Here is a 21,148-nt window from a genome sequence, read left to right as displayed (position 1 = left end):
GGCGCACCGGCCGGTGGCGTGGTTGTGGTCGTACACAGTCGGAGGGAGCGCATGTGCGCTCCACGGGATGAAAGCCGGAAGGACGGTCGTGCACATCGTCATCATGGGCTGCGGACGCGTGGGTTCCGCACTCGCCCAGACCTTGGAGGAGCAGGGTCATACGGTCGCGGTGGTCGACCAGGACCCCACGGCCTTCCGCCGTCTGGGGTCCGGGTTCGGCGGCCGGCGGGTGACCGGGGTCGGCTTCGACCAGGACACCCTGCGGGAGGCCGGCATCGAGGAGGCGGGGGCCTTCGCCGCCGTCAGCAGCGGCGACAACTCGAACATCATCGCGGCCCGGGTGGCCCGGGAGATGTTCGGCATCGAGAACGTGGCGGCGCGTATCTACGACCCCCGCCGCGCCGAGGTGTACCAGCGGCTCGGCATCCCCACGGTCGCGACGGTGAGCTGGACGGCGGATCAGATGCTGCGCCGGCTCCTTCCGTCCGGCGCGGAGCCGCTGTGGCGGGATCCCACCGGCGGCGTGCAGCTGGCCGAGGTGCACACCTCCACGGAGTGGGTGGGGCACCGGATCAGCCGGATGCAGGAGGAGACCGGGGTGCGGGTGGCGTTCCTGACCCGGCTCGGCGAGGCGGTCCTGCCGACCTCGGCGACCGTGCTGCAGGAGGGCGATCTGGTGCACGTGATGATGCGTACGGACGAGATCGCGAAGGTCGAGGCGGCCTTCGCCGAGGGCCCTGAGGAGGGCGGTCACCGATGAGGGTCGCCATTGCCGGAGCGGGCGCTGTGGGCCGTTCCATCGCCGGTGAGCTCCTGGAGAACGGGCACGAGGTCCTGCTGATCGACAAGGCGCCGACCGCGATCTCGGTGGAGCGGGTGCCGCAGGCGGAGTGGCTGCTCGCCGACGCCTGCGAGATCACCTCGCTCGACGAGGCGGCGCTGCAGCGGTGCAATGTGGTGATCGCGGCGACCGGCGACGACAAGGTCAATCTGGTCGTCTCGCTGCTCGCGAAGACGGAGTACGGGGTGCCGCGGGTCGTCGCCCGGGTCAACAACCCGAAGAACGAGTGGCTGTTCAACGAGTCGTGGGGCGTCGATGTCGCGGTCTCCACGCCGCGTCTGATGTCGGCCCTGGTGGAGGAGGCGGTGAGCGTCGGCGACCTGGTCCGGCTGCTTCGCTTCAGCCACGGTGACGCGAATCTGGTGGAGCTGACGCTGCCTCCGGAGTCGGCGCTCGCCGGGACCAGGATCGCGGACATCGCGTGGCCGCAGGACACCTCCCTGGTCACGATCATCCGCGGCACGCGGGTGCTCTCGCCGACCGTCGACGATGTGCTCGAGGCGGGCGACGAGCTGCTCTTCGTGGCCGCACAGGCCCGCGAGGAGCAGCTGGAGGACCTGCTGTCGGTGCGGCGGGAGGATGCGGCGGGGTAGCTGCGTCCCGTACGCAGCGCCGTACCGTATGCAGCGAGCGTCATTCCGTACGCAGCGCCGTTCCGTACGTACGAAGGGGCGCCCCCGGAACCCGGTCGAGCGGGTCCCGGGGGCGCCCCCCTTGCGTCGCTGCCGCTACGGCTTGCGGTGCCGCGCCGGCCCCGGCTCCGGCGTCCGGGCCGCCGCGCGCTTCGCCTCCTCCTCGGCCTTCTCCTCCGCCTCCATCTCGGCGAACACGTCGATCGGCGGCGGCGCCTTGGCGAGGAACACCCAGGTCAGCCAGACGGCGAGCAGGAACGGCGGGATCTTCAGGGAGATGGTCACCCAGCCGAACTGGGTGGTGTCCGCCCACCAGTACAGCGGGAAGAGGATCGCGACCTTGGCGAGCAGGATCAGTCCCCAGGCCCAACTGGCCTTCGTGTACGCCTTCTTGCGCCCCGGGTTCCGGGTACGCCAGGAGAGGTTCTCCTTGAAGACCGGGCCGAGGATCAGGCCGATCAGCGGGACGCCCGCGATGGCCGTGATGATGTACGCGAGAGAGAGGCCGAGGGTGTAGAGCATGCCCGGCAGGTAGAAGTCCTTGGCGTTCCCCGTCATCATCGCGAAGACCACGCCGAAGCCGACGCCGAAGACGCCGCTGAAGGCGTGCTTCACGGTGTCCTTCATGGCGAGGCGGACGACCACGAGCACCACGGACACCACGAGGGCCGCGATCGCCGCGCTCTTCAGGTCCTGGTTGATCGTGTAGATCGTCACGAAGAGCAGACCCGGCAGGACCGTCTCGATCAGGCCCCGCAGCCCTCCGAAGGCCTCGAAGAGGGCGGCTTCGGTGACGGCCTTGGTGTCGGCGTCCTCGCCCCCCTGCCGAGTGGTGTGGTCGGTCGGCTTGTCGACTGACGTCACCGGCTACTCCCGTCCGAGCGGTCTGAGTTCGTACTTCGGATTGAACAGCACTCTGCGGCCTCGGCTCATCGAGATCCGGCCGGAGGCGATCAGCTTGCGTCCCGGCTCTATCCCCACGATGGAACGCCGGCCCAGCCACACCACGTCGAGCGCGGCGCTGCCGTCGAAGAGCTCGGCCTCGAGGGCCGGGACTCCGGCGCGTGGCCGCTGAGTCACCGTCCGCAAGGTACCAGTCACGGTGACGATCTGGCGGTCCTGGCAGTCGCCTATGCGCAGGCAGCCCGCCGTCGCGGAGTCCTCGCGGAGCTCCTCCGACTCCAGCTCCTCCTGCGAGGAGGAGAGCCGGTCCAGGATCCGGCGGAACCTGCCGGCCGGCTTGTCGGAACCAGAAACAGCGCTCATGAAGAAAGCGTACCGGGGGCCGCCGACACCGGTTCAGTGCCGTCGGTCACCGCACGCACGGCACGGATCACGGCTCGAACCGATAGCCCATGCCCGGCTCGGTGATGAAGTGCCGCGGATGCGAGGGGTCGGACTCGAGCTTGCGGCGCAGCTGGGCCATGTAGACCCGCAGATAGTTCGTCTCCGTGCCGTACGACGGGCCCCACACCTCCTGGAGCAGCTGCTTCTGGCTGACCAGGCGCCCGGTGTTGTGGACGAGCACCTCGAGGAGGTGCCACTCGGTGGGCGTCAGGCGTACGTCACGGCCGTCGCGGTGGACCTTCTTGGCGGCCATGTCGACGGTGAAGTCGCTGGTGTCGACCAGGGCGCCCTCCTCCTCGCCACCGGTGGGCTCGGCCCTGCGGACGGCGGCCCGCAGCCGGGCGAGCAGCTCGTCCATGCCGAACGGCTTGGTGACGTAGTCGTCCGCCCCGGCGTCGAGCGCCTGCACCTTCTCGTCGGAGCTGTGCCGGGCGGAGAGCACCAGGATCGGCACCCTGGTCCAGCCCCGCAGGCCCTTGATGACGTCGACGCCGTCCATGTCGGGGAGCCCGAGATCGAGTACGACGACATCGGGGTGGCGGTCCGTCGCGGTCCGCAGCGCGGAGGAGCCGTCGAACGCGGAGTCGACCTCGTACTTGCGCGCCTTGAGGTTGATCTCGAGGGCGCGCACGATCTGCGGCTCGTCGTCGACCACGAGCACCCGGGTCATGGGGCCTGCCTTTCCGGTGGTGTGCCTGCGGTCATGAGGTGACCGAGGCGGGGAGCTGGGGTGACACCCCCTACGGGGCGGTCCACGGCGCGCAGGGTGAGCACCATGGTGAGGCCGCCGCCAGGGGTGTCCTCGGCGTTGAGGGTGCCGCCCATGGCTTCGACGAAACCGCGGGCGACCGCGAGCCCGAGTCCGACGCCGGCGCCGCGCGGGGCGTCGCCGTAGCGCTGGAAGGGCTCGAAGATGCGATCCTTGGCGTCGTCCGGTACGCCGACGCCGCGGTCCACGACGCGCAGCTCCACACGGTCGCCGAGCGCGCTCGCCGCGACGGTGACGCGGTGGGCGTCGGGGCCGTACTTGACGGCGTTCTCGACGATGTTGGCGACCGCGCGCTCGAGCAGGCCCTTGTCGACGCCGACCATCGGCAGGGACTCCGGTATGTCCAGGTCGACGCTGCCGTCGGGGACTCCGCCGAGGGCCATCGGGACCACCTCGTCGAGGTCGATCTCGCGGATCAGCGGGGTGACCGTGCCGGTCTGCAGGCGCGACATGTCGAGCAGGTTGCCGACCAGGTGGTCGAGCCGGTCGGCGCCGTTCTCGATGCCTTCGAGCAGCTCGGCGCGGTCCTCATCGGACCAGTCGACGTCGTCGGAGCGCAGCGAGCTGACGGCCGCCTTGATCCCGGCGAGCGGGGTGCGCAGATCGTGGCTGACGGCGGCGAGCAGGGCGGTCCTGATCCGGTTGCCCTCGGCGAGGCCGCGCGCCTGCTGCGCCTCGTCCTGCAGTCGGCTGCGGTCGAGGACGACCGCGGCCTGCGCGGCGTACGCGGCGAGCACCCGGCGGTCCTCGGCCGGCAGCACCCGGCCGGACAGCGCGAGGGCCATGTGGTCGCCGACCGGCATGTCGACATCGGCGTCCTCGGGCCGGCCCGGCGAGTCCGGGCCGACACTGCCCGCGCAGGTCCACGGGGCCACGTCGCCGGCGCGCTCGAGCAGCGCCACCGACTCCATGCCGAAGGTCTCGCGCACCCGCTCCAGGAGCGAGTCGAGCGTCGTCTCGCCGCGCAGCACACTGCCCGCGAGGAAGGAGAGGATCTCCGACTCGGCGCGCAGCCGCGCGGCCTGGTGGGTGCGCCGGGCCGCGAGGTCGACCACCGAGGCCACGGACAGGGCGACGCCCACGAACACCACGATCGCGACCATGTTCTTCGGGTCGGCGACCGTCATCCGGTGCGTCGGAGGCGAGAAGAAGTAGTTCAGGAGCAGCGAACCGAAGGCGGCCGAGGCGAGCGCGGGCAGCAGTCCGCCGATCAGCGCGGCGGCGACGGTCAGCGACAGGAACACCAGCATGTCGTTGGCGAGCCCGAGATCGGTGTCGATGTTCCGCAGCAGCAGCGCGAGCAGCGCGGGTCCCACGATACCGACGGCCCAGCCCGCGATGTTCCGGGACCGCCCGAGCCGTGCGCCGCGGGCGACGGGCAGGCCGCGGCCCTTGGCGACCTCCTCGTGCGTGACGATGTGCACGTCGAGGTCCGGCCCGGAGTCCCGGGCGACGGTGGCGCCGACGCCGGGCCCGAAGACGTACTGCCAGGTCTTGCGGCGGCTCGAACCGAGCACGATCTGGGTGGCGTTGACGCCCCGGGCGAACTCCAGGAGCGATACGGGTATGTCGTCGCCGATGACGTGGTGGAAGGTGCCGCCGAGGTCCTCGACGAGGGTGCGCTGGACGGCGAGTTCCTTGGGCGATGCGGCGGTGAGGCCGTCGCTGCGGGCGATGTAGACGGCGAGGATCTCGCTGCCTGAGCCCTTGGCGGCCATCCGGGCGGCCCGGCGGATGAGGGTGCGGCCCTCGGGGCCACCGGTGAGGCCGACGACGATGCGTTCGCGGGCCTGCCAGGTGGTGCGGATGTTGTGCTCGCCGCGGTACTGCTGCAGATATTCGTCGACGCGGTCGGCCACCCAGAGCAGGGCGAGCTCGCGCAGGGCGGTGAGATTGCCGGGCCGGAAGTAGTTCGACAGGGCGGCGTCGATGCGGTCGGCCTTGTAGATGTTGCCGTGCGCCATGCGGCGGCGCAGGGCCTGCGGCGCCATGTCGACGAGCTCGAGCTGCTCGGCTCGGCGGACCACCTCGTCGGGGACGGTCTCGCGCTGGCGCACGCCGGTTATGGACTCGACCACGTCGCCGAGTGACTCGAGGTCCTTGATGTTGACGGTGGAGATCACGTCGACGCCTGCCGCGAGCAGCTCCTCGACGTCCTGCCAGCGCTTGGCGTTGCGGGAGCCGGGGACGTTGGTGTGGGCGAGGTCGTCGACCAGGGCCACGGCCGGGGCGCGTTCGAGTACGGCGTCGACGTCCATCTCCGCGTATGTCGATCCGCGGTGCTCGAGCTCACGGTGGGCCACCTGCTCGAGGCCGTGCAGCAGCTCCTCGGTGCGCGGCCGGTCGTGGTGCGCGGCGAAGGCGACCACGCAGTCCGTGCCGCGTCCCACCCTGCGGTGCGCCTCGGAGAGCATGGCGTAGGTCTTGCCCACGCCCGGTGCGGCGCCGAGATAGATGCGGAGTTTCCCGCGAGTTCCGCGTCCCATGGCCCCATTGTCTTCGATCGCCGCCGGCTTCCCGTCGTCGCCGGTTCTCCGGTCGTCGCCGGTCCTCTGGTCGTCGCCGCCGACTCACGATCGCCACCGGCCCCGTAGAGCGTACGGCCGGGCGAAGGAACCGGCCGTCCGGGGCCCGGCCGTCAGACGTGCTCGACGATCCGTCCGTCGTTCAGCTCCAGGACCCGGTCCGCCAGGTCCAGCATCGCGGCGTCGTGGGTGGCGACCAGTGCGGTGACGCCCTCGCTGCGGACGACCGCACGCAGCAGCTCCATCACGGCGTGCCCGGTCTCCGCGTCGAGCTGGCCGGTCGGTTCGTCGGCGATGATCAGGGCGGGCCGGTTGGCGAGGGCGCGCGCGATGGCGACGCGCTGCTGCTGTCCGCCGGAGAGCTCCCCCGGGCGCTGACGGGCGTGGTCGGCGAGACCCACCAGGCCGAGCAGCAGCTCGACCCGCTCCTCACGCGCGCGTGGATCCTCCTTGCGGAGCCGCATCGGTACGCCCACGTTCTCCGCGGCGGACAGGATCGGGATCAGGCCGAACGACTGGAAGATGAAACCGATCCGCTCGCGGCGCAGCTCGAGCAGGCCCTTCTCACCGAGCGCGGCGAGTTCGAGGCCGTCGACGGCGACACTGCCGCCGTCCGGGGTGTCCAGGCCGCCCACCAGATTGAGCAGCGTCGTCTTGCCGGATCCGGAGCGGCCCTTGAGGGCGACGAGCTCGCCGCGGGGCACGGTGAAGGTCACCCCGCGCAGGGCGTGCACGGCGGCGGCTCCGGTGCCGTACGTCCGGCTCAGGTCCTCGACGCGGACCATCGGCTCCCCGCCGCCGTCCTGCGCCGCCGCACCGGCCACGGCCGTCCCGCCGTGCCCTTCGGTCCTGTCGGTCATGTGCCACTCCCCCGTACGCCCCTGAACGCCGGGCGCCAGTATGGCCGCGGGGCGTCGTGGCGGGCAATGGGCGGGGCGACCGCGCCGCGGGACGGGCGCAGGGTCCGAGCAGACGACGAGGGCCGTACCCGTCGGGGTACGGCCCTCTCTCGTCAGCCTCCGGCCGACCTGTCGGTCAGCGCACCTCGGTGATCTCGGGCCCGCGCGCCAGCTGCCCCATGCCACCGGCGAACCGGGACTCCTCCTGGTTCTCCTGCTGCACACCCTCGGGGACCATCTGCGCGTCGTTCGGCAGCTTGAGGACGATCGGGTCGCGGGGTGCCATCGGGCCCTCGCCACGCACCACGACCGCGTCCCGGAAGATCTGCTCGAGCAGGCCCGCCGCCTCGGGCTGCACGGCGCCCTGGCCGGAGATCACTCCGCGCAGGAACCAGCGCGGCCCGTCCACACCGACGAACCGGACCACCTGGAAGCCGCCCTTGCCGTCCGGCAGCTGCACCGGCACCTGGGCCCTGAGCTCCCAGCCGAGCGGTCCCTCGATCTCGTCGACGACCCCGCCCTGCTGGGTGATGCCGGACGCGATCTCGGCCCGGACCTCGCCCCACAGGCCTTCCTTCTTGGGTGCGGCGAACGCCTGCAGCTGTACGGCGCTGTCGCGCAGCACCACCGTCGCGGCGACGATGGCGTCACCGGCGACCTCGACCCGCAGCTCCATGCCCTCGACACCGGGCACGAAGATGCCGCCCAGATCGACACGGCCCTCGCCGGGCTCGCGGATCTCGGAGATGTCCCAGGGGCCGTCCGGACGGGGCGCCGGCGGGAGGCTCACCCGCTGCTGCTTGCCCTCGTCGTCCGCCGCGTCCCCGGCGTCCACCGAGGACTCACCGTCCACGTCGTCGACGACCTGCTCGGCCTCGCCGGCCGCGTCGTCGGCGGCACCTTTCTTACGACGTCCGAACACGTCACTGTCCTTCCCGGTCGGATACGACCGAAGCGTATCGATTCCCACCCTCGCGGCCGCTCACGGCGGAATGCCCGCCGGTGGACCCGAAGCCCCCCTCGGCCCGCACGGATCCGGGGAGTTCCGCGACCTCCTGGAAGCGGACCTTCTCGACCTGCTGAACGACCAGTTGGGCGATCCGGTCGAAGCGCTCGAACCGTACGGAGTCGTGCGGATCGAGATTCACCACGATCACCTTGATCTCCCCACGGTACCCGGCATCAACCGTCCCTGGGGCATTCACGAGGGCCACACCGCAGCGAGCGGCCAGGCCCGAACGAGGGTGCACGAAGGCCGCGTACCCCTCGGGGAGCGCGATCGACACCCCGGTGGGCAGTACCACGCGCTCGCCGGGGGCGAGTTCGGCGGCCTCGGTGGTCCTGATATCGGCGCCGGCATCGCCGGGCTGCGCGTACGCCGGCAGCGGCACCTCGGGGTCGATGCGGCGGATCTGTACGTCGAGGGGCGGGCGGCTCACGGGTTCACCTCGAAGGCTCGGGCGCGCCTGACCTGGTCGGGGTCCTGCATCGCGGCCTGGATCTCGTCGGGGCGGCCGTTGTCGATGAAGTGGTCGACCTTGACCTCGATGAACAGCGCGTCGGCGCGGACCGCGACGGGTCCGTCGGGCCCACCGATCCGGCCGGTCGCGGTGGAGTAGATCTTCCGGCCCGCGACGGCGGTGACCTCGGCATCCAGATGCAGCACGGTGCCGACCGGGACGGGCCGTACGAAGTCGGTCTCGAGCCGGCCGGTGACCGCGATGACCCGCAGCAGCCAGTTGAGCGAGCCGAGGGTCTCGTCGAGCGCGGTGGCCAGGACGCCGCCGTGCGCGAGCCCGGGCGCTCCCTGGTGCTCGGGCAGCACGGTGAACTCGGCGGTGATCGCGACACCTTCGCCGGCGGCCGCCCTGGCCTGCAGGTGCAGCCCGTGCGGCTGGCCGTCGCCACAGCCGAAGCAGTACTCGTAGTGCGCACCGAGCAGTTCACCCGGAGCAGGGGCGTCCGCGTGGCGCACCGGTGCCACGGCGTCGTCCGGGGGCGTAAGAGAAGGTGTTCGTCCAGTCACAGCCGCAGACCTTACCCGCGCGCCGTCGGCGGCCATGCACCGTGCCAAGCTTGGTTCATGCAGCCTCTCGTCCAGAACTACGACGAACGCCTCACCGCTCCCCGTTCCTGGTGGGCGGTCGCGGTCCTGATCGCCCTCGGCTGCGGTGTGATGCTGCTGCCGCTCGGGGCACTGCCGCTGCTCGGCGGTCTGATCGGCGGCGGGGCGCTGTCGGCGGTGGCGGTGAGCGCGTACGGCTCGGCCCGGGTCCGGGTGGTGGCGGGCCTGCTGGTGGCGGGGGACGCGAAGATTCCGGTGGCCGCGCTCGGCGAGCCGGAGGCGCTGGACGAGACCGCGGCCCTGGAGTGGCGGATGCACCGGGCCGATCCGCGGGCCTTCATGCTGCTGCGCAGCTATGTGCGCACGGCCGTACGGATCCCGGTCGTGGACCCGCAGGACCCGACGCCGTACGTCTATCTCTCGACGCGTGAGCCGGAGCGTCTGGTGTCGGCGGTGAACGAGGCCCGGGCCGCGCACCACGGCTCGGAGAGCGGCGCCTGAGGCAAGCCCGCGCCTAAGGCAGGCCCGGGACGCCCTCGGGCGGGCCCAGTGGCGGCAGTTCGCCCAGCTCGTCCCACGAGACCTGGTGGGCGCGCAGGTCCTTGCGGACGCGGTCGGCCAGCTTCTTGGTGTCCCGGCGGTTCATCAGGGCGCCTACGGCGGCGCCGACCATGAAGGGCAGCAGATTCGGCATGTTCCGCACCATGCGCTTCATGATCTGTTGGCGGAGTTCGCGCTTCATCTGGCCGCCGAGTGCCGCGTTTATCGTCGCGGGCCTGGTCACCTCGATGCCCCGCTCCTGGGTCCAGGCGGTCAGATAGGCGGTGGAGCGCTGGGTCAGCGGGCCCGGCGGGCGCAGTCCGTAGACCTCGTGCAGCTCGGCGATGAGCTTCAGCTCGATCGCGGCGACACCGGTGACCTCGGTGGCCAGCTCGGCCGGCATGGCGGGCGGCACCGGCAGCATGGCTGCCGCGCCGACTCCGGCGCCGACGGTCGAGGAGGCCTTGCAGGCCCCCGAAACGAGTTTGTCGGCGATCTGCTCGGGCCCAAGGCCCGGGAAGTGCCGTCGTAGCGTGGCGAGATCGCGCACCGGGATCCGGGGGGCGGTCTCGATGATCCGGTCGGCGATCTGGCCGATCCGGGCCTTGGCCCCACGGCTCGACTTGCGGACGCCGTCACGGACGGCGGCCAGGCGCCCGGTGGGCGCCGGAGCCGCGGGCAGGTCCCCGTCAGCGGGGCGGGCCGCGGTCCCCGGGCCCTCCGCAGCAACGAGCGAGGCCGTACGGCCTCGCTCGGCGTCACGTGCTTCTTCGATCGGGTCACCGTCAGCTGCAGCCTTGCGGAAGCGGTGCTTCCGCGGCGGGGTGGAGCGTTTCACGGCGGCCCCTGACTCAGTCGCAGTCGCGGCAGATCGGCTGGCCGTTCTTCTCGCGGGCCAGCTGGCTGCGGTGGTGCACCAGGAAGCAGCTCATGCAGGTGAACTCGTCCTGCTGCTTGGGCAGCACCCGGACGGCCAACTCCTCGTTCGAGAGGTCCGCTCCAGGTAGTTCGAGACCTTCGGCGGCCTCGAACTCGTCCACGTCCACATTCGACGTCGACTTGTCGTTCCTCCGGGCCTTCAGCTCTTCGATGCTGTCCTCGTTGAGGTCGTCATCGGTCTTACGTGGGGTGTCGTAATCCGTTGCCATGTCGCTCTCCCCCTCCGGGTGTCTGCGGTGTCTCAGCGCACGTAACGCGTGAGAGGCCGGACTTGTGCCCGACCTGAGGCGGAGATTTTGCCTCACATCAAGGTCTGTTACTCAATCGACACCCAACCGCACCCCGGAAGAGGTGATCGGCTTGGATGGCGATCGGGACCGTACACGGTCCGAATGTCGCACTACACGGGCGTCACCCCGTGTACTTCCCGTCATCCGGACCCCCGAAAACCCGGATGTTCCGGGCTTTATTCCGTCTCGGCGAGCACGGAGTGTAGACGCTCGGAATTCCCCGCTGTGATCGATTCCACAGAGAATCCACGGTTCGAGGTCCCGAAAATTCCGCCAAAAGCGAACACGGGGCCGGATCGGCGCCTTGCCCGGCGGCGCCGGCTACTGGGGAAGAGTGACACGCATCACGAGCCCACCCCCCTCGCGCGGCTCGGCGATGATACGGCCACCGTGGGCCCTGGCGACGGACCGGGCGATCGAGAGCCCGAGTCCCACTCCCTTGTCACTGCCTGTCCGCTCCGTGCGCAGGCGCCGGAACGGCTCAAAAAGATTGTCGATCTCGTACGCCGGCACCACGGGGCCCGTGTTCGTCACCAGCAGGACCGCCTGGCCGTGCTCCACGGTGGTGGTGACCTCGGTCCAGCCGTCCTCCGCGGCGTTGTACCGGACGGCGTTCTGCACGAGGTTCAGGGCGATCCGCTCGAGCAGTACGCCGTTGCCCTGCACAACCGCCGGCTCGCGCTCGCCGCGGATCTCCACGCCCCGTTCCACGGCCTCGATACGCACCTGGTCGACCGCCCGCGAGGCCACCTCTGCGAGGTCCACGGGCTTGCGCTCCACGATCTGGTTGTCGCTGCGGGCCAGCAGCAGCAGGCCCTCCACGAGCTGCTCACTGCGCTCGTTGGTGGCGAGCAGCGTCTTGCCGAGCTGCTGGAGCTCCGGGGGCGCGCCTGGGTCGGAGAGCTGCACCTCGAGCAGGGTGCGGTTGATCGCGAGGGGGGTGCGCAGCTCGTGCGAGGCGTTGGCGACGAAGCGCTGCTGGGTGTTGAAGGCCCGCTCCAGGCGCTCCAGCATCTCGTCGAAGGTGTCCGAGAGCTCCTTCAACTCGTCGTCCGGGCCGTCCAGTTCGATCCGGCGGGACAGATCGGATCCGGCCACCTGGCGGGCGGTACGGGTGATCCGGCCGAGCGGCGACAGGACGCGTCCGGCCATCGCGTACCCGAAGGCGAAGGCGATGACGCTCAGGCCCAGGAGGGCGAGCAGGGCGCGGCTGAGGAGGTTGTCGAGGGCCTTCTGGCGCTGGTGGTCGATGCAGGCGCGGATCGCTTCGTTGAAGGTCTCCGTGTTGTTGAACGTGCGGCCTGCGAGTGCCGGGCAGGCGTTGCTGTCGGCGGCGAAGTCGCCGCCGGTCAGGCGGAACGGCAGGTCGTTGCCGACCCGTACCGCCTGGGCGGCGAGCAGGTAGATGATCGCGAGCAGTACGATCCCGGCGATCAGGAACATGCCGCCGTACAGCAGCGTGAGCCTTATCCGGATGGTCGGGCGCAGCCAGGGGAACGGCAGGTCCGTGTGCCGTGGGTCCCAGGTGGGTTTGGGGGGCGCCGTGGGGGGAGGCGGGGTGGCGGCCATGGAGGGATCAGATCCGGTATCCGGAGCCGGGGATGGTGACGATCACGGCCGGCTCGCCGAGCTTGCGGCGCAGCGTCATGACGGTGACCCGGACCACGTTGGTGAACGGGTCCGTGTTCTCGTCCCAGGCCTTCTCCAGTAGCTGCTCGGCGGAGACGACGGCGCCCTCGCTGCGCATCAGCACCTCGAGGACCGCGAACTCCTTGGGGGCCAGCTGGATCTCCTTGTCGTCCCGGAACACCTCGCGGCGGTTCGGATCGAGCTTGATGCCGGAGCGCTCCAGGACAGGCGGCAGGGCCACCGTGGTGCGCCGCCCGAGTGCCCGCACGCGCGCGGTGAGCTCGGTGAAGGCGAAGGGCTTCGGCAGATAGTCGTCGGCGCCGAGCTCCAGGCCCTCCACGCGGTCGCTGACATCGCCGGATGCGGTGAGCATCAGTACGCGCGTGGGCATGCCGAGCTCGACGATCCGGCGGCAGACGTCGTCGCCGTGCACGACGGGGAGGTCCCGGTCGAGCACGACGACGTCGTAGTCGTTGACCCCGATGCGCTCGAGGGCGGCCGCTCCGTCGTACACGACGTCGACGGCCATGGCCTCCCGGCGCAGCCCGGTGGCCACGGCATCGGCGAGCAGCTGCTCGTCCTCGACGACGAGTACGCGCACTTCGCAGTCCTTCCCACGGGCGTCGGTCGACGCCGTCCGATCAAGGGGTGTGGGCTCCATCCTGCCCCTTTCGGCCGTAAACCGGCTGTAAGAGGCACTCGGGACCGCTCGCGGCCGCTCGGATTCGGTGCCCGGGAACGGGAATTCGGCGATTGCGGCTCCGGTTGAGGTTTCTGCCGGAGACACCATGGGGAGGACGACTGCACACCCGCGCGATCACGCTTTGCATGTGGCACGCCACGAGTCGTCCACGCCTCTCGCCACCCCCGTGGTGCAGGGGCTCCCGGAGACGGGACCGGACGGTGGGAGCCGTGATCGCCCCTTCCCGAGGCACACCCCCGTGCCGACGACCCACGACCACGACGAGGGGGCGCACCATGGACGCATTCACCGCAGGGCTCCTGCAACGCATAAGGGCCACCGAGTCCGACCTCACCCAGGCCCGTGAGGACGGCGACGACTTCCTCGCCGAAGTCGAGCAGGCCGAGCTGGACGATCTGCATCGCCTGGCCGCCGAGCACGGCGTGCAGGTCGCCTGAGCCGTACGCAGCCGTACGCACGGAGCCCCGGTCCCCCCCTTCGAGGAGGGGGCGGACCGGGGCTCTCGTGTGCGTGGTGGACGCCTTCCGTGCTCGGCGGCCGACGGCCTCAGTCGTGCCAGGCGCCGAGCGTGTCCAGGCGGCCCTGCAGGTCCTCGAAGAGGACGGGCGGCGCGGCCACCAGGAGGTCACCGGATCCCGGCTCTCCCGGGCGGCCGCCGACCAGCGCCCCGGCCTCCCGGGCGATCAGCTCGCCGGCCGCCAGGTCCCAGGGGTTCAGGCCGCGCTCGTAGTACGCGTCGAGCCGGCCCGCGGCGACGTCGCACAGGTCGATGGCCGCGGAGCCGCCCCGCCGGATGTCCCGCACCTCGGGGATCAGCTGCCGTACGACCTCGGCCTGCCGGACCCGGCGCTCGGCGAGGTAGCCGAAGCCGGTGCCGAGCAGGGCCTGGCCGAGCTCCGGGGCCGGGCGTACGCGCAGCTGTCGATCGCCGAGGTGGGCGCCGCCGCCGAGCACGGCGTGGAAGGTCTCGCGCTGCACGGGCGCGTAGACCACGCCGGCGAGGGTCACGCCGTCCTTGCGGGCCGCGATGGACACGGCCCAGGCGGGGCGGCCGTACAGGTAGTTGACGGTGCCGTCGATGGGGTCGATGACCCATTCGACGCCGCTGGTGCCCGGCTCGCTCGCACCCTCCTCGCCGAGGAAACCGTCGTCCGGGCGTCGCTCCGCGAGATGGCCGGTGATCATCTTCTCGGAGGCGAGATCCATCTCGGTGACGACGTCGACGGCGCTGGTCTTGGTGGCGGCGACGCCGAGGTCGGCGGGGCGGGCGTCGCGCACGAAGTCACCGGCCCGGTGCGCGGCCTCGACGGCGAGGTCCCGGAGTTCGTTGCTCAACTGCTCGGTCACGGTGCGTCCTTACGCGTAGGTGCTGTCGGCGCCCGCGGCGGCGGGACGGGGCGTCCTGGCCGGGCAGCAGCCGACCGGGCACAGGTCGTGGCTGGGACCGAGCGCGCCGAGTGCGCACCGCTCGGGGGCCGCGCCCCGCTCGGCGGCGGCCCGCTCCAGGACCAGCTCGCGGATGGCTGCGGCGAAGCGCGGGTCCGCGCCCACGGTGGCCGAGCGGGTCACCGGAAGGCCGAGTTCCGCGGCCTTGGCGGTGGCCTCCGTGTCGAGGTCGTAGAGCACCTCCATATGGTCCGAGACGAAACCGATCGGCACCATGACGACCGCGGGGACGCCGGCCGCGTGCCGCTCCTCGAGGTGGTCGCAGATGTCGGGTTCGAGCCACGGGATGTGCGGGGCGCCGGAGCGCGACTGGTAGACCAGCTGCCAGGGCCGGTCGACGCCCGTCTCCGCCCGGACCGCGTCGGCGATCACACGGGCCACGTCGAGGTGCTGGCGTACGTACGCCCCGCCGTCGCCGTGGTCCTCGACCGGGCCCGAGGTGTCGGCCGCCGCGGTCGGGATGGAGTGCGTGGTGAAGGCGAGTTCGGCGCCCGCGCGGACGCCCTCGGGGAGCGCGTCGAGGGCGTTGAGCACGCCCTCGGTCATCGGGTCGATGAAGCCCGGGTGGTTGAAGTAGTGCCGCAGCTTGTCGACCCGGGGCGGCTCGATGCCTTCCGCTTCCAGCGCGGCCAGTGCGTCGGCGAGATTCTCGCGGTACTGACGACAGCCCGAGTACGAGGCGTACGCGCTGGTGGCGAGGACGAGCAGGCGGCGGTGACCGTCGGCCGCGATCTCGCGGAGGGTGTCGGTCAGATAAGGCGCCCAGTTCCGGTTGCCCCAGTAGACGGGCAGGTCGAGGCCGTGGGCGACGAAGTCCTTGCGGAGAGCGTCGAGCAGGGCCCGGTTCTGTTCGTTGATCGGGCTGACGCCGCCGAACAGGAAGTAGTGCTGCCCCACCTCCTTGAGCCGCTCCTTGGGGATGCCGCGGCCGCGGGTGACGTTCTCCAGGAAGGGGACCACGTCGTCGGGCCCCTCCGGTCCGCCGAAGGACAGCAGCAGGAGGGCGTCGTAAGGGGTGGAATCGAGCACATCTGACATGCCTCGATCCTGCCACCCCCGCCGAGCCCACCGAAAACCGGCAGACGGCCCTTCCCGGCGCACGTAAGCTGTATGAGCCATCCATACGCCTTACCGGAGCCGTACTTGCCCAGCCCCTACCGCGCCGTTTTCGCGGCCCCAGGCACCCGCGCCTTCTCCGCCGCCGGACTGATCGGCCGGCTGCCGCTGGCCATGATGGGCATCGGCGTCGTCACGATGGTGTCGCAGCTGACCGGGCGCTACGGCCTGGCGGGCGCGCTCTCCGCGACGCTCGCCCTCTCGGCGGCCCTGTGCGGCCCGCAGATCTCCCGGCTCGTCGATCTCTTCGGTCAGCGGCGGGTCCTGCGGCCGGCGATGGTGGTCTCGCTGCTCGGTGCGGCCGGGCTGCTGCTCTCGGCGCGGTACGGGCTCCCCGACTGGACGCTGTTCGTCTTCGCCGTCCTGGTCGGCTGCGTGCCGAGCCTCGGCTCGATGATCAGATCGCGCTGGGCCGCCCTCTACGGGACGCAGCCTCGGCTCCTGCACACCGCGTACTCCTTCGAGTCCGTGGTGGACGAGATCTGCTTCATCTTCGGCCCGATCATCTCCATCGGCCTTTCCACCACTTGGTTCCCGGAGGCCGGGCCGCTGCTCGCCTCGCTGTTCCTGGCGACCGGCGTCTTCTGGCTCACCTCGCAGCGGGCGACCGAGCCGGTGCCGCATCCGCGCGAGCAGCACTCCGGCGGAACGGCACTGCGCTCGAAGGGACTTCAGGTCCTGGTCCTGGCCTTCGTCGCGACGGGCACGATCTTCGGCTCGATCGACGTGGTCACCGTGGCCTACGCCGAGGAGCAGGGCCACAAGTCGGCGGCGAGCCTGGTCCTCGCGGTGTACGCGCTGGGCTCCTGCACGGCCGCGGTCGTCTTCGGCATGCTGCACCTCAAGGGGGCGCCGGCGAAACGGTGGCTCCTGGGTGTGTGTGCGATGGCCGTGAGTATGATCCCGCTTCAACTGGTCGGGAGCCTTCCTCTCCTGGCCGTGGCGCTCTTTGTCGCGGGCCTCGCCATCGCACCGACGATGGTCACCACCATGGCCCTCGTCGAGCAGCACGTACCACGCGCGAAACTGACCGAGGGCATGACCTGGGTGAGCACCGGGCTCGCGGTCGGCGTCGCGCTCGGCTCATCGGCCGGCGGCATGGTGATCGACGCGGCCGGTGCGGACGCCGGGTACGGGGTGCCGGCCGTGGCCGGCGCCGTCGCGGCCGTGGTCGGCTTCCTCGGGTACCACCGGCTGAACCGGCCGGTGCCGCAGCGGGGAGAGGCGCATGAGTACGACAGCACGCGGCACGAAAGCACCGCGGACCGCATGGCGTAACTGGGCGGGGAACGTCACCTCGCGCCCCGAGCGGGAGGTCTCCCCCGCCTCGGTGGACGAACTGAGCGCCGCCCTGAGCTCGGCCGCCGCCGACGGCCTGCGGGTGAAGCCGGTCGGCACCGGCCACTCCTTCACCGCCGCGGCCGCGACCGACGGCGTGCTGATCCGGCCCGATCTGCTCACCGGCATCCGGTCGATCGACCGCGAGGCGGGCACGGTCACCGTGGAGGCCGGCACTCCGCTGAAGCGCCTGAACCGCGCGCTGGCCAGGGAGGGCCTGTCCCTGACCAACATGGGCGACATCATGGAGCAGACGGTCGCCGGCGCCACCAGCACCGGGACGCACGGCACCGGCCGCGAGTCGGCCTCCATAGCCGCCCAGATCACCGCGCTCGAACTGGTCACCGCGGACGGCACCGTACTGACCTGCTCGGCGACCGAGAATCCGGACGTCTTCGCGGCGGCCCGGATCGGCCTCGGCGCCCTCGGCGTGATCACGGCCCTGACGTTCGCCGTGGAGCCCGAGTTCCTGCTCACCGCCCGCGAGGAGCCGATGAGCTTCGACCGGGTCACGGCCGAGTTCGATCAGCACGTCGCCGAGAACGAGCACTTCGAGTTCTACTGGTTCCCGCACACCGGGAACTGCAACACCAAGCGCAACAACCGCAGCACGGGCCCCAAGGCCCCGGTGAGCTCGCTCGCCGGTCTGTGGGAGGACGAGATCCTCTCCAACGGCGTCTTCCAGGCGGTCAATTCGCTCGGCCGCACGGTCCCGGCGACCATCCCGACCATCGCCAAGATCTCCAGCCGTGCGCTCTCCGCCCGCACCTACACGGACATTCCCTACAAGGTCTTCACAAGTCCGCGCCGGGTCCGCTTCATGGAGATGGAGTACGCCGTCCCGCGCGAGGCCCTGGTGCCGACCCTGCGCGAGCTGCGCGCCATGGTCGAGCGCTCCGGTCTGCGGGTCAGCTTCCCGGTGGAGGTGCGCACCGCGCCCGCGGACGACATCGCGCTGTCCACCGCCTCCGGCCGGGAGACCGCCTACATCGCGGTGCACATGTACCGGGGCACCCCGTACCAGCGCTACTTCACCGCGGCCGAGCGCCTGTTCACCGAGGCGGGCGGCCGTCCGCACTGGGGCAAGGTGCACACCCGGGACGCCGAGTACCTGGCATCGGTGTATCCGCGCTTCGAGGAGTTCACCGCGCTGCGGGACCGGCTCGATCCGGACCGCCGGTTCGCCAACCCGTACCTGCGGCGCGTCCTCGGCGACTGAGACGCCGGCCGGACGCGCCGCGGGCGGGGGCCGAGCCGGTCAGTCGGCGGCCGGGCTCTGCACGCCGCGCTCCTGGACGTCACCGCCGTCGTCCTCGTCGCCTCCGGTGTTGTCGGAGGGGGTGGGCGTAGGCGTCGGGGTGGGCGTGACGCTCGGCTCGGGGGACTTCGTCTTCGAGGAGCCGTCGGACTCCTCACCCCGGCCGCTGTCGCCCTGGGTCGGCCCGCCGTCCGTGTCCGGGGTGGTCGGCCCCGCGTCCGGCTCCTGGTCCGTGGTCCCGCCGGATTCACCGTCGGTCGGCCCCGTGGACGACTCCGGAGTCGGAGTCGGCGCGGGATCGGAGCCGGAGGAACCATCTCCGGTCAGCTGACCGATGGTCGGCCGGTCACCCCCGCTGAAGCTCTCGCCCGACACCATCTCGTACGTGGTGATGCCGGCCATCGTCACACCGAACACCACGGCCGCACCGAGCAGCGGCCGCTTCCAGCTGCGCACCCGCTTGCCCTGCACTCCGGAGTCCCGGTACGCGGCCGTATCCGATGACCGGCCCGGCTGCCCGGGCCCCCCGGACGGTACGAAGCCGCCCGGGTCCGTGGGACCGCCCGCCCCCTGCGGGGTGCGCAGGAGCATCGTCTCCTCGGCTCGCGGCAGCATCCGGGTGGCGTCGTCGTCGGACTGCTCCGGGGCGACGGCGCGCAGCAGCGTCGTCTTCTCGGCCTCCGCGGGCGCGACGGGACGGGCAGCGCCCGGCACGGTGCCGAGCAGCTGCGTCCGCTCCGCCTCGGCAGCCGGTCCGCCGACCGTGGGCAGCGCGGTGGTGGCGTCCGCCGCGCCGCTCCAGCCGCCCGCTCCCCGGGCCGTACCCGCCGCGTCGACGGCGGGCAGCATGGCGGTCGCCGCCGCGTCCCCCGCGGTGCCGCCCGCCCGGAACGTCTCCGGCACCAGACGCCCGTCCTCGGTCAACGGCACCTGCCGGGCCCCCGGCTTGGCCCGCTCGGCCGCCTCCCGCACCTGCTCGCCGGTGCGCGAGAACAGATGCTGGAAGACGGGCCCGCCGCAGGTGGCCACGACGCTGATCACACCCGCACCGAGGATCGTGCCGTAGACACCGAAGCTGGAGGCGAGCTTCGCGGCCATCACGGCCGCCACCGCACTGCCCGCCACCTGCGGCACGCTCAGCTCGATGCGCTTCTTCTTGCGTTCCTCACCGGTCCCCGACTGATCGGCCATTCCCGTCCCTTGATCGCCAACTCGCCTACCTGTACACAGATGGGACATTTGGGCGAAGTGATTAGTTCCGTTTCTGCTGATTCTGTGAAGCAGAACACCTTCACCCGCGGGCGATTTGCGATCTTCGAGCGTCAACTCCCTTGCCCAGGGACAAGTTCGGCGGCGCGGCGGCCCACCCGAGTGGCCCGAATGGAGTACTGTTGCGAGCCCTGGGTCCGGTCTCCAGCCTGGGTGCCCGGTAGCCGTCATGGCTCTTCGGGAGGGGGTTCGCTGCACAGAGTGACGACCTGTCACTCAGAGTTGCGAATAGGTCACCGTGCCATAACGGCGCTCCAGGGCCCACGCCCGACACGCCGGGCAACTCGGCAAGGTAGTGGCAGGCTGCACCCGGGCAGGCCACACTCGACTAGCGGAAGCAGCGACGCACGTGACGTCGGCAGGCACCACCCGGGAGGTCCCCATGCCCGAACTGCGTGTCGTGGCCGTCAGCAACGACGGCACACGGCTGGTGCTGAAGGCTGCGGACGCGACGGAGTACACGCTTCCGATCGACGAGCGGCTGCGCGCAGCGGTGCGCGGCGATCGTCCACGCCTCGGCCAGATCGAGATCGAGGTGGAGAGCCACCTCCGCCCACGCGACATCCAGGCCCGCATACGCGCGGGAGCCACCGCGGAAGAAGTCGCCCAGTTCGCGAACATCCCCGTCGACCGGGTGCGCCGTTTCGAGGGCCCGGTCCTCGCCGAGCGCGCCTTCATGGCCGAACGGGCCCGCAAGACTCCCGTACGCAGGCCCGGGGAGAACGCGGGGCCGCAGCTCGGTGAGGCGGTCCAGGAGCGGTTGCTGCTGCGCGGCGTCGACAAGGAGACGGTCCAGTGGGACTCGTGGCGGCGCGACGACGGCACCTGGGAGGTGCTGCTCGTCTACCGCGTCGCCGGTGAACCGCACTCGGCGAGCTGGACGTACGACCCGCCGCGACGGCTCGTACAGGCAGTGGACGACGAGGCGCGCTCGCTGATCGGCGAGTCCGACGACATCGCCGCGCCGCCGGAGCCCAGCTTCCCGTTCGTACCGCGGATCGCGCGGCTGCCGCGGGACCGGCCGCTCGACCGTGCCCTCGACCGGCAGATGGAGCGGCCGAGTCTGCCCGCGCCGGCCGAGGCCCCGGAGGAGAACACGACGGCGACCGCCTCGTCCGAGCAGGGCCGTGACTCGCTCACCAGCCTGCTGGAGGCGGTGCCGAGCTTCCGCGGCGACATGGTGGTGCCCGAGCGTCCGACCGCGACGGGGGCGGCGACTCCCGCCTCCACCGAGCAGCCACCGGTGGAGGAGCCCGAGGAGGAAGCGGAGGCCGAGGAGCCGCCTGCCTCCGCGGCGTCCGCGGGATCGGCGTACGCGGATGTGCTGATGCCGCGCGCGGTGGCCGGCCACCGTGACCGGCTCGTCGGGACCACCGACCGGCAGGCCGAAGCGGACGGCGTCCGTCCGGGACGGCGGGCCGCGGTGCCCAGCTGGGACGAGATCGTCTTCGGCACCCGGCGCAAGAAGCAGGACTGATCGCGGGCGGCAGTACCGTACGGATCGGCCCCGGCCGGTCGGACCGAGTGGTTCCGACCGGCCGG

General features: G+C 71.4%; 22 protein-coding genes. 7 read left to right on the top strand and 15 right to left on the bottom strand.

What is annotated here, in order from left to right; genetic code table 11:
- Window positions 1–88: 88 nt before the first annotated feature.
- Both DY218_RS29885 and DY218_RS29880 read left to right on the top strand, forming a co-directional pair.
- Window positions 89–760: a potassium channel family protein gene (locus tag DY218_RS29885; protein ID WP_128559297.1), complete on the top strand. Its 672-nt coding sequence runs from the start codon at window positions 89–91 to the stop codon at window positions 758–760.
- Window positions 757–1,434 carry a potassium channel family protein gene (locus DY218_RS29880; protein WP_128559293.1) on the top strand — a complete coding sequence of 226 codons (678 nt, stop codon included), beginning with the start codon at window positions 757–759 and terminating at the stop codon, window positions 1,432–1,434. The genes DY218_RS29885 and DY218_RS29880 overlap by 4 nt, the downstream gene beginning before the upstream one ends.
- A 135-nt stretch (window positions 1,435–1,569) precedes the next feature.
- On the opposite strand, the gene DY218_RS29875 is transcribed toward DY218_RS29880, so the two are convergent.
- The 8 genes from DY218_RS29875 to DY218_RS29840 all read right to left on the bottom strand — a co-directional run bounded on the left by DY218_RS29875 (window position 1,570) and on the right by DY218_RS29840 (window position 9,075).
- Window positions 1,570–2,337, bottom strand: a complete 768-nt coding sequence (locus DY218_RS29875) for a DUF3159 domain-containing protein (RefSeq protein ID WP_128559292.1) — start codon at window positions 2,335–2,337, stop codon at window positions 1,570–1,572.
- Window positions 2,338–2,340: 3 nt separating this feature from the next.
- Entirely contained in the window at window positions 2,341–2,739 is a 399-nt protein-coding gene (locus DY218_RS29870; RefSeq protein ID WP_128559291.1) for an OB-fold nucleic acid binding domain-containing protein, read from the bottom strand.
- A gap of 67 nt (window positions 2,740–2,806) precedes the next feature.
- On the bottom strand, window positions 2,807–3,490 hold the full coding sequence (locus DY218_RS29865) for a response regulator (protein ID WP_128559290.1): 684 nt from the start codon (window positions 3,488–3,490) through the stop codon (window positions 2,807–2,809).
- Complete coding sequence (locus tag DY218_RS29860; RefSeq protein ID WP_128559289.1) at window positions 3,487–6,075, bottom strand: sensor histidine kinase; 2,589 nt, start codon at window positions 6,073–6,075, stop codon at window positions 3,487–3,489. The genes DY218_RS29865 and DY218_RS29860 overlap by 4 nt, the downstream gene beginning before the upstream one ends.
- Window positions 6,076–6,227: 152 nt before the next feature.
- Window positions 6,228–6,974, bottom strand: coding sequence for an ABC transporter ATP-binding protein (locus DY218_RS29855; protein WP_128559288.1), 747 nt, complete (start codon window positions 6,972–6,974; stop codon window positions 6,228–6,230).
- A 175-nt stretch (window positions 6,975–7,149) separates the two neighbouring features.
- On the bottom strand, window positions 7,150–7,935 hold the full coding sequence (locus DY218_RS29850) for a DUF3710 domain-containing protein (RefSeq protein ID WP_128559287.1): 786 nt from the start codon (window positions 7,933–7,935) through the stop codon (window positions 7,150–7,152).
- Between the two features lies 1 nt (window position 7,936).
- Window positions 7,937–8,452: a dUTP diphosphatase gene (gene dut / locus DY218_RS29845; RefSeq protein WP_128559286.1), complete on the bottom strand. Its 516-nt coding sequence runs from the start codon at window positions 8,450–8,452 to the stop codon at window positions 7,937–7,939.
- On the bottom strand, window positions 8,449–9,075 hold the full coding sequence (locus DY218_RS29840; RefSeq protein ID WP_407703703.1) for a PaaI family thioesterase: 627 nt from the start codon (window positions 9,073–9,075) through the stop codon (window positions 8,449–8,451). The genes dut and DY218_RS29840 overlap by 4 nt, the downstream gene beginning before the upstream one ends.
- 21 nt (window positions 9,076–9,096) lie before the next feature.
- Between DY218_RS29840 and DY218_RS29835 the strand changes: the two genes are divergently transcribed.
- The gene (locus DY218_RS29835) at window positions 9,097–9,579 is read left to right on the top strand and encodes a DUF3093 domain-containing protein (RefSeq protein WP_128559284.1); all 483 of its coding nucleotides are present in this window, start codon (window positions 9,097–9,099) and stop codon (window positions 9,577–9,579) included.
- A gap of 13 nt (window positions 9,580–9,592) precedes the next feature.
- On the opposite strand, the gene DY218_RS29830 is transcribed toward DY218_RS29835, so the two are convergent.
- The 4 genes from DY218_RS29830 to DY218_RS29815 form a co-directional block, all read right to left on the bottom strand.
- The gene (locus DY218_RS29830) at window positions 9,593–10,456 is read right to left on the bottom strand and encodes a hypothetical protein (protein WP_128559283.1); all 864 of its coding nucleotides are present in this window, start codon (window positions 10,454–10,456) and stop codon (window positions 9,593–9,595) included.
- Between the two features lie 13 nt (window positions 10,457–10,469).
- Window positions 10,470–10,766 (bottom strand): DUF4193 domain-containing protein, encoded by a 297-nt coding sequence (locus tag DY218_RS29825; RefSeq protein WP_119295704.1) that lies wholly within the window; start codon window positions 10,764–10,766, stop codon window positions 10,470–10,472.
- A 402-nt stretch (window positions 10,767–11,168) separates the two neighbouring features.
- Window positions 11,169–12,416: a sensor histidine kinase gene (locus DY218_RS29820; RefSeq protein WP_128559282.1), complete on the bottom strand. Its 1,248-nt coding sequence runs from the start codon at window positions 12,414–12,416 to the stop codon at window positions 11,169–11,171.
- Between the two features lie 7 nt (window positions 12,417–12,423).
- Window positions 12,424–13,077: a response regulator transcription factor gene (locus tag DY218_RS29815; RefSeq protein WP_128559281.1), complete on the bottom strand. Its 654-nt coding sequence runs from the start codon at window positions 13,075–13,077 to the stop codon at window positions 12,424–12,426.
- A gap of 377 nt (window positions 13,078–13,454) precedes the next feature.
- On the opposite strand from DY218_RS29815, the gene DY218_RS34655 reads away from it, so the two are divergent.
- Window positions 13,455–13,616, top strand: a complete 162-nt coding sequence (locus tag DY218_RS34655; RefSeq protein WP_199566895.1) for a hypothetical protein — start codon at window positions 13,455–13,457, stop codon at window positions 13,614–13,616.
- A gap of 109 nt (window positions 13,617–13,725) precedes the next feature.
- On the opposite strand, the gene DY218_RS29810 is transcribed toward DY218_RS34655, so the two are convergent.
- Window positions 13,726–14,526, bottom strand: coding sequence for an inositol monophosphatase family protein (locus tag DY218_RS29810; protein WP_128559280.1), 801 nt, complete (start codon window positions 14,524–14,526; stop codon window positions 13,726–13,728).
- A 9-nt stretch (window positions 14,527–14,535) separates the two neighbouring features.
- Window positions 14,536–15,663, bottom strand: coding sequence for a ferrochelatase (locus tag DY218_RS29805; RefSeq protein ID WP_128559279.1), 1,128 nt, complete (start codon window positions 15,661–15,663; stop codon window positions 14,536–14,538).
- A 105-nt stretch (window positions 15,664–15,768) separates the two neighbouring features.
- Here DY218_RS29805 and DY218_RS29800 point away from each other — a divergent pair, with 105 nt between their 5' ends.
- Together DY218_RS29800 and DY218_RS29795 are read left to right on the top strand one after the other, a co-directional pair.
- On the top strand, window positions 15,769–17,019 hold the full coding sequence (locus DY218_RS29800; RefSeq protein WP_128559278.1) for an MFS transporter: 1,251 nt from the start codon (window positions 15,769–15,771) through the stop codon (window positions 17,017–17,019).
- Entirely contained in the window at window positions 16,970–18,298 is a 1,329-nt protein-coding gene (locus DY218_RS29795) for a D-arabinono-1,4-lactone oxidase (protein WP_128559277.1), read from the top strand. Before DY218_RS29800 ends, DY218_RS29795 begins: the two co-directional genes overlap by 50 nt.
- 39 nt (window positions 18,299–18,337) lie before the next feature.
- Here DY218_RS29795 and DY218_RS29790 read toward each other — a convergent pair whose 3' ends face one another.
- Window positions 18,338–19,528, bottom strand: coding sequence for a hypothetical protein (locus tag DY218_RS29790; RefSeq protein ID WP_128559276.1), 1,191 nt, complete (start codon window positions 19,526–19,528; stop codon window positions 18,338–18,340).
- A 460-nt stretch (window positions 19,529–19,988) separates the two neighbouring features.
- Here DY218_RS29790 and sepH point away from each other — a divergent pair, with 460 nt between their 5' ends.
- Window positions 19,989–21,083, top strand: coding sequence for a septation protein SepH (gene sepH / locus DY218_RS29785; protein ID WP_128559275.1), 1,095 nt, complete (start codon window positions 19,989–19,991; stop codon window positions 21,081–21,083).
- The last annotated feature ends 65 nt before the right edge of the window (window positions 21,084–21,148 follow it).

Origin of the sequence: Streptomyces triticagri, from assembly GCF_003429565.1 — a bacterium.
Classification (GTDB): domain Bacteria; phylum Actinomycetota; class Actinomycetes; order Streptomycetales; family Streptomycetaceae; genus Streptomyces; species Streptomyces triticagri.
This window is presented reverse-complemented; position numbering and strand designations above follow the sequence as displayed.